This is a genomic window from Amycolatopsis taiwanensis DSM 45107 (assembly GCF_000519205.1).
GTDB classification, from domain to species: Bacteria; Actinomycetota; Actinomycetes; order Mycobacteriales; family Pseudonocardiaceae; genus Amycolatopsis_E; species Amycolatopsis_E taiwanensis.
The window spans coordinates 59,710-73,091 of the sequence record NZ_JAFB01000044.1 but is presented as its reverse complement, the minus strand read 5'-3'; the positions used below and the strand labels follow the sequence as shown (position 1 = coordinate 73,091).

The window sequence follows — 13,382 nt, the reverse complement described above, 5'->3', positions numbered from 1 at the left end:
CGGCGCTACCACCCATATCAAGGATGGCAGCCCAGCACCGACGGAGTGGATCTCTACCAACCCGCCACCATGGCAATCCAACGCTACCGATGGCGCGGAACCATAATACCCACCCCCTGGACCCAGACACCCCGACACGCCACAACCTGACCGACTTGTGGAGAGCCGGATGCGGTGAAAGTCGCACGTCCGGTTCGGAAGAGCGGCATGGGGAAACGACCCGACGAAACCCGGGAACCGCGCCCCATGCCGACTCTTACCAGGTAAGGATGAACGGGCACCTGCCCGAATTCATCCCGCCGCCCTGGATTGACCGCGAGCGAAGACCCATGCGGAACCTCGCGCACACCATCCCACCCCGATATCAACAAGCCGCATAACCACACAGGACGTCAGCACCCGGACAAACACCACCGTCGTCCGGGAGCTGACGCTGTCATGCACCCAGCCCGCACCGACCAAGGGGCACCAGACCCCGGATCAAAAGCAGCAGGCCAGCGTTTACGCGACCGGATACGGTAGGTGATCTACCCGCTGCAGGATTTTCCCTTGCGGGGCATCAGGTTCGGTGGCCCGAACGGCCCGAACTCGTCCACACAGACCACGAGGCACTAGTCAACGACCAGCAGGAGAAGCCCAACCGACACGCCCGAGCGAGGTGCCCAACCATCGGCTGCTGCGTACCGTGAAGTCACGCGTTCGGCTTGAAAATCGTAATCCAGTAGCGACATACAGGGCCGTATTTGGTATCCCGGGTCTCCTCGAAATGCCACCGAAACGCTCGATCGTCCTCGCTGAGCCGATGTTGTTGCTCGCGCATACCGCCAGCACCTGGTCCATGCCGAGCACCCGTGCCTCGTCAAGCATTCGGTCCAGCGCCCACGCGGCCAGCCCGCGCCGTCGCGCGGACGGCCGGATGCCGAAGCCGATGTGGCCGGCCCACTGCACGTGGTCATTGAATTCGTGGCGCAACGCGATCCCGCCGAGCACTTGGTCGTCCTCGACGATCCACCGACGCGTGATCTGCTCCGACTCGTCGGCCAGCCGCGCTATCCACGCCGCGAATCCGGTCGGCGAGTCAACCTCGTCCGTCGGTGCCAGCCCGAAGCCGTCTTCGTGGCGGCCAGGCCCCCACTCGGCATGCGCGTCGAGCCAGGCACTGCGCAGCCGTATGGTGGGCGCGATCAGGTCGGGCACGTTCCGATTCTATCGATCCGATCCGTGCGCGAGGACCGCAGCAAACCGGCTGCGGTCCTCGACATTTCTGGCCCACGTTCAGGGCAGGCCCCACGGTGCCGATTCGCCGTTCGGCGGTACCGGGCGGACGGTGAAGTCCGGCCGGTCCCCCTTGCGGTACACCAGCGCCTCCTCCCCCGCGCGCAGGTCGACCTCGAGGTCGCCGTTCGGCAGCGCACGCCAGCGTTTCGGCCTGCCTGAGCTGTCCGACACGACGAGGTCGCCCTCGATGCCCGTCCGCAGTACGCATGGCGCGCCAGCCTCGCTCCGGACCTTGAGCCACCGGGTCTTCCCGCCCTCGCGCGACGCGCTGAGCAGGAATGCGCCCTGGGTGCGGAAGTCCGACAGTGCGACGTCGCCCCAGCTCGCCGGAACGGCTGGGAACAGGCGGATGACCCCACCCCAACTCTGCACGAGCATGTCGTGCAACGACTGCGCGGCCGATAACGGTGTCTCGATGACCGGGCCGGACTCCTTGTACATCGTGTTCGGCTGGATGAACCGCTTCTGCAGCTCGCCGAGGTAGGACGCGGCCTGGTCCCCGCGCAGCATCTGCGCCGACATCGACGCCGCGCCAGTGAAGGTGTATCCCTGCAACGCGCCTTCGAAACCGACCCAGTGGTTGAGTGAGGTTTCGATGATCTGCCGATGTTCCGGCTGTTCCCAGGTGATCTCGTACAGCGGGTAGATCTGGAGCAGATGCGAGTAGTGCCGGTGCGACTTCGCGAACGGCACCCCGGCGCCGATCATGTAGCCGTTGGCGTCGGCCGGGTAGTCCACCAGCGTGGCCAGCACCTGCTGCCAGCGGGGCGCGAGCGGATCGGCGATGCGGAGTTCGGCCGCCGAGTCGAGCAGTGTCCGGCAACCCCAGCGGATCAGCGAAAGGTCGTAGTTGCAGTCCGGCGCGTTGACGCCGTACTCCGGCGAGAACGTCGCGGGCAGGTGCAGCTTGCCGTCCGGCCCCGGCTGCAGGAAGTGCAGGTAGTAGTTGATCGCCCGGCGCAGCAACGGGAACAGGGTGTCTTGCAGCAACCTCCGATCCATCGTGTGCCGGTAGGACAGCCACACGTTGTGCAGCGCCCAGGTGAGGTTGCCGACCTCCGGCGTCGGCGGATCCTGCCCGGGGATGCCGACGGCGTACCCGCTGGTGCTCCCGGCGACGCCGTTGAGCAGAGTCATGTCTGTGGTGCGCGGGATGCCCGCCGAGTCGGCGCGGTACGGTTCCGAGAGCTGGTTGGACAGGTTGGCGCGATACTTGTCGAGCGCGTAGCTGACCGCGTCCAGTTCCAGATGGTTCGAACCGTGGATGAGCCAGTACTCCAGTTGCACGTTGAGGTTCCACCACGTGGCGGGCCACGGGGTCGGTTCCAGCCACGGGCCCGAGGTCGCCATCACCGGCGCTTCCCGGCGCGCCGCGGAGGCCACCTTGTACAGCTGGATCCAGTAGAAGCTCTGCAACCGGGTGTCCGGAATGGACAGGAAGCTCCGCCGGTAGTAGTCGTGCCACCAGCGCTGGTGCCCGTAGGCGAGCTGCCCGAACGGCTCGGCGCGGCGGACCGCTTGCAAGGCCGTCGCCTTCGCCGTCCGTTGCGGATGCGACCACGCGACCGAGGTGAAGAGCGTGCGGGCCGAACCCCACGACATCTCGCGCCACGCGGTGACGTGCTCCCCGCCGGCAAGCAGGCCCTGGACGGCGAGGTGGCAATCACCGCTCGTCTCCAGCGTCGCCGGTGGATTCGCGACGTACCCCGTAGGCGGTGGCTTGCCGAACACCGGATCGGCCCTCGGGCTCACGGCTTCGGCGGGGTGGAAGACCCAGCGGAAGTCCCGCTCCCCCTCGGTCGGCCGGACCTCGACCGCGAGCAGTGACTGTTCACTGTGGACGATGGCACGCAACGCGAGGCTGCCCGCGGCAGTGGTGATCGTGCCGGTCAGTTCGGCGTTCCACAGGTCCATCCGCCAGTCGACGGCGGTGATCGCCCCCACCGGCTCCAGCGTGAAATACCCGATCGGCAGCCGGGCAAGGCCGAACAGCGAACCGAACTCCGGCCGGTGGTCCTGGACCTGGCTGTGCTGAACGTTGAACCGGACGGCGTTGCGGCCGGGCTCGGCGTAGATGCCCGAACCGAGGAACCCGTTTCCCAGAAACGGTCCCTCGTACCAGGTCTTCGGCATGGTGCGCCAGACCAGATCCGCCGAGCCGAGAAAGCGCGCCCAGTCGACGTCCGCGCGGCCGAAGGACTCGGCCGCGACCGCTGTCGCGCCGATACCCGTGAGCCCGGTGCCCACGAGCCCGGCGGCCAGCCCACCGAGCGTGCCGCCGAGCATGGATCTCCTGTTGATGTCCATTCGCAGACCTCCGTGTCAGTCCGAACGTGTGCGGGTGTCTGTCACCGTGGGTGCCGATCTTGGGTTTTGACCAGCGTTCCTTGTTTGTCGTTCGCTCTCAGCCGGGCAGTCCCCAAGCCGGTGCCGTGCCGAGCGCGGTGACGTCGCGCGGGTGAAGATCGGGGTGCGCGCCGCGCCGGGTGAGCACCGCGGTGCCGCCGCGGCTCAACGGGATCGTGATGCGGCCGGGCGCCACGGGGCGCCACGGGACCGGACGTCCCGCGCCGTCGCGGACCTCGAAGTCGCCGCGAATGCCGTGTTCGAGCACGAGTGGCTCACCGGCCTCGCTGCGCACGCGGACCCATTCGGTGGCGCCGTCGCGGCGTGATGCGTCGACAACGAAGGCTCCTTCGGAACGCAGCCCGGCGAACGCCGCTTCCGCCCAGCTCGCCGACACCGACGGGAACACCTTGAGCACCCCGTTCGTTGCCTGCAGCTGCATGTCCACAATCGACTGGGCGGCGGCTAGCGGGCTTTCGATCGCGAAGTTGGAGCCCTCGCGGTACATCGTGTTCGGCGTCAGTTGGGTGTCCCCGACGATCGTCCGGTTCAGGAACACCTGGAGGAACCTCAGCGCCTCCTCGGGAGCATCCATGACCGACAACATCGAGGACGCGGCGGCATAGCTGTACCCGTGCCATGCGGACTGCATCGACGTCCAGTGGTCGAACGTCCGGCGCATGACGTCGCGGTCTTCCGGCCGCTCCCACAGCTTCTCCCGCAGCGGGTAGAGCCACAGCAGGTGCGAGAAGTGGCGGTGCGAGTCGGCGAGCGGAACGCCGTCGCCGATCAGCACCCCGTCCGCGCCCTGGTGATACGGCACCAGTTTCGCCGAGATCTCCTGCCACGCCTTGACGCGCGGGTCGTCGATCCGCAGCTTCGCGGCCGTGTCGACGAGCGTGCTCGCGGCCCAGCGGATCAGCGAAAGGTCGTAGGTGCAGTCGGCCGCGTCGGCGTACTCCGGCGACCGGGTCAGCGGAAGATGCAGGAAGCCATCCGCGCCCGGCGTGAGGAAGTGCCGGTAGAAGTTGAGCGCCTTGGCGAGCGCCGGGTATAGGTCGCGCAACACCCGCTCGTCCATGCTGTGCCGGTAGGCGAGCCAGACGTTGTACAGGCCCCACAACAGGTTTCCGGTCTGGTCGGTCTTGCTCGGTGTACCGGGCACCCCGACGGTTCTGGTGCCGCCGGGCCGCAGCCGCCAGTCGCTCGGGTGCGAGAGCGCGTATGTCTCGCCGTCGCGGTACTCCGGGGGCACCGAAAGTTCCAGGTTCGCCTGGTCCCGGCGGAACGTCGTGGTGACCGCGTCGAGTTCGACATGGTTGGCGCTGTGCACGAACGGGTAGGTGACCTGGACGTTGAGGTTCCACCACACCGCGGTCCAGCTGTTGCCGACCTCGGGGAACCACGGCCCCCATTCGGACACGACCGGCCCGTCCGCCCGGGTCGACGCGGCGATCTTGTACAGCTGGATCCAGTAGAACCGCTGGATCCACTTGTCCGGAACCGAGACGAAACTCTTGCGGTAAAAGGAGTTCCACCAGGAGCGATGGCGGGCAACAAGCGCGTCGAGGTTGCCGGAAAGCGCTTCCTGTACGCGGCGGGTCGCGTCACGGGTGTGGGTCGGCTCCGGGAACCCGTAGGCGATCGTGGCGGCGAGCAGCCTCCTCGTCCCGAACCTACGCTCCCGCCACGCGGTCGTGTACCCGCCACCGGCGAGCAGCGGCTGCTCGGCATACTGGACGTCGCCGCTGGTCCCGATGGTCGGCTCCGGGTTGGCGACGTAGTCCGCGGGCTTGCGGATCGTGCGAGTGGTCGCCGAGACGAGCGGCTGGAAAGCCCACGCGGCGTCCCCTTCGCCCGCGCTCGGCACGAGCGAGACGAGCAGTACGCCGAGATCGTTGTGCACCAGCGCGGAGAACGTGACCGAGCCACGCGTGGTGGTCACGGTGCCGGACAGCTCGGCGTTGTAGATGTCGAGCGTCCAGTCGACGGCGGTGACCGCGCCCGCGAAGGTGAGTGTCAGGTAGCCGACCGGCAACCGCGACAGCCCGATCGCGGCCTCCCACTGATCGCGCTGGTCCTGGACCTGGGTGTGGCTCAGCATCAGCTTGAGGGTCTGTGGCGTCGCTCCGCCGTACACCTGGACGCCGAGGTAGCCGTTGGCGAGGAACGGCGCTTCCTGCCACCCTTTCGGGAGCCGTCCCCAGCGGAGGTTGGCGTCCGTGGCGACGTCGCGATGGATGTCGCCGCCGGCTCCGTCCGCGGTCGCCGCGAACACCGGCGGTGCCGCCCGCGCCCACAATCCCCCGAGCGCGGCCGCCCCGGCAGCAACGGATGCCGTGCGCAGCAAGGCACGACGGGATACTTCGACCATGAAGCGCCCTCCGGATTCATACTATGTTTCACCGGGACCCGTCCTGACGAACGGCATGTTTCCAGAGCAGACAGGCGGATGTCTAGGCCATACATCCGATGTCTCGCTGAGCGGTACATCGGTCGCCGGAAGTTTCCGGGTCGTGAACGCGCATTCACGGACTCGAACGTCCGCAATGCGCCGTTCACGCCCCTCGGCTGGTGCCAACGGCTGGTTTTTCCTCACCGATTGCCGAACACTGTCGACGAGAGGCTTCGCACTCGACGACGAGTAGGAGGCGGTTTTGACCAGGTTGCGATTCGGAGCGTTCCTCGCGCCGTTCCACCCGGCGGGCGAGAACCCGACCTTGGCGCTGCAACGCGATCTGCGCCTCGTCGAGCACATGGACGATCTCGGCTACGACGAGGCGTGGATCGGCGAACACCATTCGGCGGGCAGCGAGATCATCGCCTCGCCGGAGATCTTCATCGCCGCGGCCGCCGAGCGGACCCGGCGGATCAGGCTCGGCACCGGCGTCACCTCGGCCAGCTACCACAACCCGCTGTGGGTGGCCGACCGCATGGTGATGCTCGACCATCTCACCCGCGGACGGTCGATGCTCGGCATCGGGCCGGGCTCGCTGCCGACCGACTCGGCGATGATCGGCCTGAACCCGACTGACACCCGTGAGTTGCTCGACGTCAACCTGGACATCATCATCCGGCTGCTGGCCGGGGAAACGGTGTCCGCCGAGACGAAGACACATCGGCTGGTCGACGCGCGGTTGCAGTTGCGGCCCTACACCGAACCATGTTTCGAGATCGCTGTCGCGGCCGTCGCCTCGCCGAGCGGGCCGCGGCTGGCCGGGCGTTACGGGACCGGGCTGTTGTCGATCGGCGCGACGCTCACGCGGGAAGGCTTCGACGCGCTGGCACACCACTGGAACGTCGTCGAGGAACGTGCGGAGCACTACGGGCGGCCCAAACCGGACCGGTCGGGGTGGCGGCTGGTCGGGCTGATGCACATCGCGGAGACTCGCGAACAGGCCTACCGCGACGTCGAGCACGGCATCGAAGGGTGGTTCCGCTACTTCCAGAAAGTCGCCGCGTTTCCGCAGATGGCGGTCGAAGGCGGCGACCTGCGGGAGATGATCGACTTCATCAACGAGGCCGGCATCGGCGCGATCGGCACGCCCGAGGACGCACGGGCCCAGGTGCAACGGCTGTGGGACCAGTCGGGCGGATTCGGCGCGATGCTGCTGCTGGCCCACGAGTGGGCCAACCCCGCGGCCACCCGGCGTTCGCTGGAGCTGATCGCCCAGCACGTGATGCCGCATTTCCAGGGACACGGCCGCACGCACGCACAGTCCACTTTGGAGGCCAGAGACCGGGCTCGTGGCAGCCGGAGCGGGCACGCGCAGGCGCAGTTGTCCGCCGTGGAGCACATGACCGAGAAGTACGCCAAGGAAGTCGCCGACAAGTAGTGAAGGGCGGTGACGCGACCGGCGTCACCGCCCCACCAAAGCGGACCAATCATTCGATCTGACACCACAGCTGGGTAGTCATAATACGAAAACAAAGCGATCCGCATTAACTTTACCAAGGTTTAACACGACAACTGAAACACCTTTGACAAGTTTAACAGTACCGACCTTGGAAGATATTTGCTAATTGCATCGCAAATAATTGATCACATCACTCGTATGGAGGCATTCAAGAGCTGCATCGGGTGAATGGGACATCAACCGCTGGATGCCGCCCAACGGGCACGAGTACAGATAAACGACATCGAGACCCGTTGGAGCAGTTGGTTCCTCACCGGTCCAACGGCGGCGATCCAACGTCGGAAGCGACTGACGAGGAAACCAGCGGCATGAGGGTCATACGCACACATCGGCGCCACGTCAGGTGTCGCAACATGGGACAACCCCGGTTTTGCGGTCGTCCCGTTTTCGTCAACTGTCACACCGTCGACGACGAGACCTTTCCGGCAAACGGCGACCGGACGGACACCCGGTTCGGGCGCCGGCACCGGCGCGGTCGAGTTCGTCGCGGGTGTCGCAGCCGGGAATTTCCGTAACGCATCCAGAGCGACAATGCATTCACCATTGCCAACCGACCTCGTCGCCGGCGGCCACCATCGATTGGGAGCGACACCTTTGAAGGATTTGAGCGCTGCGAAATGGAGCCATGTCACCCGGCGGGTCCCCCAGCCGCACAGGTGTCGGCTGGTTGGATTCGGCAAGCCACCGCAACTGGGGGATCTGATCGTCGCCGAAGTGATCAGCACGGGCGGCCGCGACCGGCTGGAGGACGCCCACGGTCGACGGGTCCACCTGTACCCCGGCGACCTCGTGGTGGGGGCCTGTGGCAACCGGTACGCCACCGACGCTTACGAGGGCTACTACCAGCCGGGGCCGAGGACCCACCTGTTGACCACCGGCGGCGTGATCGGCACTGCCGTGTCGTCGCACACCAAGGCCGAAGCGCCGACGGAGATCGCGGTGATCGGCGCGTTGGCCGGTGAGCACGGCCAACCGCTGTCGCTGGAGGATTTCGCGCGCCCCGCGCCCTCGTCAGGATCGCGGGTGCCGATATCGCGGGTGGTCGCGGTGGTCGGGTCGTCGATGAACTCGGGCAAGACCACGACGGCCGCGGCCATCGTCGCCGGCTGGACGAAGGCGGGGCTGGCGGCCGGTGCCGCGAAGGTCACCGGCTCGGGCAGCGGCAAGGACCGCTGGACCTACCTGGACGCCGGCGCGAGGTACGTCGTGGACTTCCTCGACTTCGGCATGCCCTCGACGTTCGGCTACCCGGCGGACCGGCTCGAACTGGCGATGACCGCCATGCGTGACGCTCTGGCACACGACGGTGCGGACGCGATCGTGCTGGAGATCGCCGACGGCTTGCTGCACACGGAGACCCGGCGGCTGGCCGCGGCGCTGCCCGATGTCTGCGGCAGCACGGTGCTCGCGGTCGCGGACGCACTGTCCGCAAGCACCGGTGTCGCCCTGCTGGCCGAACTCGGGGTTCGGGTGGCGGCCGTCAGCGGCCTGGTGACGGCGAGTCCGCTCGCAACCCGGGAAACGATGGCCACGACCGGGCTTCCGGTGCTGTCGATGGACCGGCTCACCGGGGGCGGTGCGGTGGACCTGATCGCCGGCCCGGTGGGGGCGACGTGATCGCGATCATGGTCTATCGCCCCGACGGGCCCGGCCCTGGCCGCCTCAGCGAGGTGAGGTTGGACGTAGGCGTCACCGGGCCGGCCGAGATGTCGTGCGCGGAGGTCACCGTGCGCGATGAACGCGGCGGCGACCTGCTGGGCGGGCCGGATCTCGTCTTCGACCCGGCGGCCGGCGGTGGTCCGCTGGCCACCGCACAAGCCGAGCGACAGGCACGGGCCTTCGGCATCGGCAACGCCGTGTACTGGGCGCAGCAACTGCTGCGACGCGTGAACTCCGCACTGCGACACCCGCTGCCGCCGCTGCTGCTCAGGATCGGGATGCACGGCACGCCGTCGCGCTGGGGCGGTGGCCACTACCGGCTGCCCGGTGTGGCGTCCCCGGCCGAGCCGAACCAGTTGTCCGCGACCGGGGAGGTGCATCTGGGCGGAGGACGGGCTTACCTGCCGAAGGCCAAGGACGGTGGGAACGCGTACTTTCACGCCCCCGCGCACAACTCGGCGATCGTGTTGCACGAGGTGGGCCACCACATCTGCCGTCACACGGCCGACTTCCGGGTCAACCGCCGGCGCCCGGCCGGTGATCAGCACAACGGCAAGATCGCGCTGGACGAGGGCACCTCGGACTTCCTGACGGCGTTCATGCTGGGCACACCGGACATCTATCGCTGGCAGCGCGGCCAACTCCCGCCGACGGACCCGCGACGACGGCTGCTGCGGGCCGGCGCGACGATGGCCCACCTGCGCCCCGGGTCGGGCGGGTTGGCGCACTCCAACGGAACCATCTGGGCGTCGGCGTTGTGGACGGCGTACCAGCGGGTTCTGGACAGCGGTGCCGACAAGGATCGCTTCCTGCGCATGGTGATCCGGGGCATGGCGGGACTGGGCGCCACCGAGGCGCCGACGGCGGACGAACAGTTCCGGCGCACCCAGTTCTGCGAATTGCTGGCCGAAACGGTCGCCGTCGACCCGGCGCTCGCGCCCACGGTCCTCGCCGCGATGGCCGAGCACGGCATCAAACCAGACACCAGCAACGTCGAGCTGCGAGAGCAGTTGAGGGCCGACCGTGCGCGGGTGGTCCACTGATGAGGCAACCGCTTGCCGGGAACATGCCAAGGCTGTTCCGCAGGTTCGGCACCCGCTACCGCGGCCTGTTCGCGCTGGGTTTCGTGCTGCGGCTGGGCGAGATGGCGGCCGACCTGGCGACACCATGGCCGATCGCGGCCGTCATCGACCGTGTCCTCGCCGGCAACGAGTCGCACAACCCGTTGGGGCCGCTGCTGGGCTTGTTCGGGACCGACAGGATGACCATGCTGACCACCGCGGCCGCGGCCGTCGTGGTGGTGGCGTTGGTGTCCGCCGCGCTCGACTACCTCGGCGACCGGGTGATGAACGCGATCGGCGAACGGATGAGCACCCAGATCCGCTGCGCCACCTTCGCCCACCTGCAACGGCTTCCCCTGAGCTACCACAACCGCCAGGCCGTCGGCGAATCGACCAGCCGGGTGATCACCGACTGCGACCGGATCAAGGGCAGCCTCGTCGCGCTGTTCTCGACCCTTTGCCCCGGTGTGCTCGCGGCCAGTGGCTACGCGACAGCACTGCTGTTGCTGGACTGGCGGTTCGGGCTCATCGGACTGGGCTGCATCCCCCTGGTCTACCTGACCGGTGTGCGCAACCACCGGCTCGGCCACCGTGCCGCCCGTGGCCAGCGCGAGGCCGAGAGCAGCCTGGCCGGGTTGGTCACCGAGGTCCTCAACGGCATCAGCACGGTGCACACCTTCGGCCGCCACGAGCTGCACGACGAGCACTTCGCCGCCCGCAGCGCGAGCACTCTGCGGGCGGGCCTGATGGCCGCCGACGTCCAAGCCCGGCGCCTGCCGCTGCTGGAGTCGGCCACCTCCATCGGCGTCGCGGTGTTGCTGTGGGTCGGCGGGGCGGGTGTGCTCGGTGGGCAGTGGAGCGTCGGCCACCTGGTCGTCGCGACCAGCTACCTGGCCGGCATGGTGACGCCGCTGCGGTCGCTGTCCAAGGTGTCGATGGTCTTCGCCCAGGGGCATGCCTCGGCCGAGCGAATCATCGCGATCCTCGACCAGCCGGCGGTCACGCATGTGCCGGCCACCCGGAGGGTTGGGACGCTGCCGGCACGGGCGCAGGGGCGCATCGAATTCGTGGCGGTCGCCATGGATTACGGTGACCGCTCGGCGTTGCGTCACCTGGACCTGAGCATCGACGCGGGGGAGCGGATCGCGCTCACCGGCCCGAACGGGGTCGGGAAGTCAACGGCACTGGCGCTGATCTCCGGCCTGTACCTGCCCACCGGCGGTGTGGTGCGCATCGACGGCTGTCCGACCGCTGACCTGCCACGGCAGTGGCTGCACCAGCAGGTCACCGCGGTGCTGCAGGACACCTTCCTGTTCGCGGGCACCCTGGCCGACAACATCCGGTACTCCCGCCCGGACGCCGAGGTGGCCGAGGTGGCCGAGGCCGCCAAGGCCGCGCTGGTCACCGACTTCGCCGATGACCTGCCGGCCGGCCTGGACACCAGGATCGGCGACCGCGGTGTCGGGCTGTCGGGAGGGCAGCGCCAGCGGGTCGGCATCGCTCGGGCCCTGCTCGCCGACGCGCCGATCGTGCTGCTCGACGAGCCGACCTCCGGGCTGGATTCCGACGCCGAAGAAGTCGTGGTGGCCGGGCTGACCAGGCTCGTGGCCGGACGGACCGTGGTGATGACCACCCACCGCCCCTCGCTGCTGACGATGGCCACCAGAATCGTCGGCCTCACCGCGACCGACAAGCAGACCTGCGTCACGGCACCGCGCGGGCACTGGTGAAGCCGGTGGAACTCGGTGACCGATGGGCGACACTACCGGCGGCGAACCGTGCCGCCTTCCACGCCCGGCGCGCCGCCGAGGGGCGCTGGCCGTTCGGCGCCGCCGAGGGCTGGCAGCGCGGCCGGCGGTGGCAGCCCTCGCGCCCGCTGGTGTTCGACACGGTCTCCTACGCACGGCTGGGTGAGGTGGCCGCCCGTCTTCTGCGGCTGGCGGTGGATGCCTGCCGGCGGCGGGCGTCCACCGCGGGCGAGTTGCGCGCGCTCATGACAGACCAGCGCCCGCTGCGGCTGTTGGATCACGAGCAGCCGCTCTCCCATGAATCGCTGCTGCGGGTCGCCCGCCCGGATGTGCTTGTCTGCCAAGGGGTCGCGCGTTTCGTCGAACTCAACATCGCGATTCCGCTCTACGGCATCCCAACGCTGGACCAGATGGCGGCCGCCTACGCGCGGCTGTGGACCGGAGACTCGCTGGGGGTGGCTCCGCCGGTGCTCAGGGCACGATCGAGCCTGCTGGCCCAAGTGGCGCGCGGCCCCGCCCGTGTCCTGGTGCCCACCTGGCGCAGCGCGGGCGGTCAGGCCCGCAAGCTCGGCAGCCGACGGGCGCTGCGGATGTATCTGCGCCCCACGGTGGAGGACGCACGCGCATGTGGCCTCGAGATCATCATGGAGGACCTCAGCCGACTCCGCACTGACGCCGGCGGGCACCTGCTCGCCCGCGGCCAACGCGTCGACCTGGTGTTCAACTGGTTCGTCAGTGCCGGAATCGTGGACGACAACGGCGGCATCGACGCGCTCAACCGAGCGCAGGCCGCGGGCACGGTGCGGTTGTTCTTCCCGGAGTCGATGCGCCTGCTCAGCAGCAAACAGGTGCTGGCCTGGCTGCACGAGGACCTGAACCTGTTGCCGCCACCGGACCGGGACCTGGTGCTGACCCACGTCCCGCGAACGACCTGGGCCGGTCCCCAGCAGGCGGGCGGCGAACGCGCGGCGGTCATCCGGGACGCGATCACCGAACGACAACGGCTGGTTCTCAAACCGGCCACCGGCTCCAGCGGGAACGGCGTGGTGTTCGGGTCCGATGTGGACCCCGGAACCTGGCGAGACCTGCTGTCCGAGCGGTCTCGCCAGGAGACCATCATCCTGCAACAGCGGGTGCGGCCCGATCAGACCACAATGGACTTCCTCGACCCCGAGTCCGGTCACGACGCGATCGCCCGGCTGCCCTACGTGCTCGCCCCCTTCCTGATCGCCGGGCGAATCTGCGGCGCCCTCGTACGCCATCATGAGCCAGACGCCGCAGGCGCCCCGGTGATCAACACCGGTACCGGCGCACTCGCCAACACCATCCTGCTGTCGAACTGACCTGGCGCACGACCGATGGAGGTTCGTGGT

The 13,382-nt window shown here is 68.3% G+C and carries 8 protein-coding genes; 5 read left to right on the top strand and 3 right to left on the bottom strand.

The features are described from left to right. Positions 1–615 precede the first annotated feature (615 nt). The 3 genes from A3CU_RS47420 to A3CU_RS0130150 form a co-directional block, all read right to left on the bottom strand. Entirely contained in the window at positions 616–1,197 is a 582-nt protein-coding gene (locus tag A3CU_RS47420) for a GNAT family N-acetyltransferase (protein WP_245617414.1), read from the bottom strand. 78 nt (positions 1,198–1,275) lie between these two features. Then, the gene (locus tag A3CU_RS0130155) at positions 1,276–3,585 is read right to left on the bottom strand and encodes a glycosyl hydrolase family 95 catalytic domain-containing protein (protein ID WP_027945408.1); all 2,310 of its coding nucleotides are present in this window, start codon (positions 3,583–3,585) and stop codon (positions 1,276–1,278) included. A gap of 97 nt (positions 3,586–3,682) precedes the next feature. Beyond that, positions 3,683–5,998, bottom strand: a complete 2,316-nt coding sequence (locus A3CU_RS0130150; RefSeq protein WP_027945407.1) for a glycosyl hydrolase family 95 catalytic domain-containing protein — start codon at positions 5,996–5,998, stop codon at positions 3,683–3,685. A 283-nt stretch (positions 5,999–6,281) separates the two neighbouring features. Here A3CU_RS0130150 and A3CU_RS0130145 point away from each other — a divergent pair, with 283 nt between their 5' ends. The 5 genes from A3CU_RS0130145 to A3CU_RS0130125 all read left to right on the top strand — a co-directional run bounded on the left by A3CU_RS0130145 (position 6,282) and on the right by A3CU_RS0130125 (position 13,352). Next, a complete protein-coding gene (locus A3CU_RS0130145) occupies positions 6,282–7,460 on the top strand; it encodes an LLM class flavin-dependent oxidoreductase (RefSeq protein WP_027945406.1) in 1,179 nt (392 codons plus the stop codon). Positions 7,461–8,255: 795 nt separating this feature from the next. Next, positions 8,256–9,158, top strand: coding sequence for a DUF1611 domain-containing protein (locus A3CU_RS0130140; RefSeq protein ID WP_156960631.1), 903 nt, complete (start codon positions 8,256–8,258; stop codon positions 9,156–9,158). Next, positions 9,155–10,243 carry a gluzincin family metallopeptidase gene (locus A3CU_RS0130135; RefSeq protein WP_027945404.1) on the top strand — a complete coding sequence of 363 codons (1,089 nt, stop codon included), beginning with the start codon at positions 9,155–9,157 and terminating at the stop codon, positions 10,241–10,243. The genes A3CU_RS0130140 and A3CU_RS0130135 overlap by 4 nt, the downstream gene beginning before the upstream one ends. Continuing rightward, positions 10,243–11,991: an ABC transporter ATP-binding protein gene (locus A3CU_RS0130130; RefSeq protein WP_084143965.1), complete on the top strand. Its 1,749-nt coding sequence runs from the start codon at positions 10,243–10,245 to the stop codon at positions 11,989–11,991. The genes A3CU_RS0130135 and A3CU_RS0130130 overlap by 1 nt, the downstream gene beginning before the upstream one ends. A 5-nt stretch (positions 11,992–11,996) precedes the next feature. Next, on the top strand, positions 11,997–13,352 hold the full coding sequence (locus A3CU_RS0130125) for an ATP-grasp domain-containing protein (protein ID WP_156960630.1): 1,356 nt from the start codon (positions 11,997–11,999) through the stop codon (positions 13,350–13,352). The last annotated feature ends 30 nt before the right edge of the window (positions 13,353–13,382 follow it).

Coding starts and splice junctions, on each gene's coding strand:
- A3CU_RS0130155 (WP_027945408.1), bottom strand. CDS start 3,585: ATGGACATCAACAGGAGATCCATGCTCGGCGGCACGCTCGGTGGGCTG.
- A3CU_RS0130150 (WP_027945407.1), bottom strand. CDS start 5,998: ATGGTCGAAGTATCCCGTCGTGCCTTGCTGCGCACGGCATCCGTTGCT.
- A3CU_RS0130130 (WP_084143965.1), top strand. CDS start 10,243: ATGAGGCAACCGCTTGCCGGGAACATGCCAAGGCTGTTCCGCAGGTTC.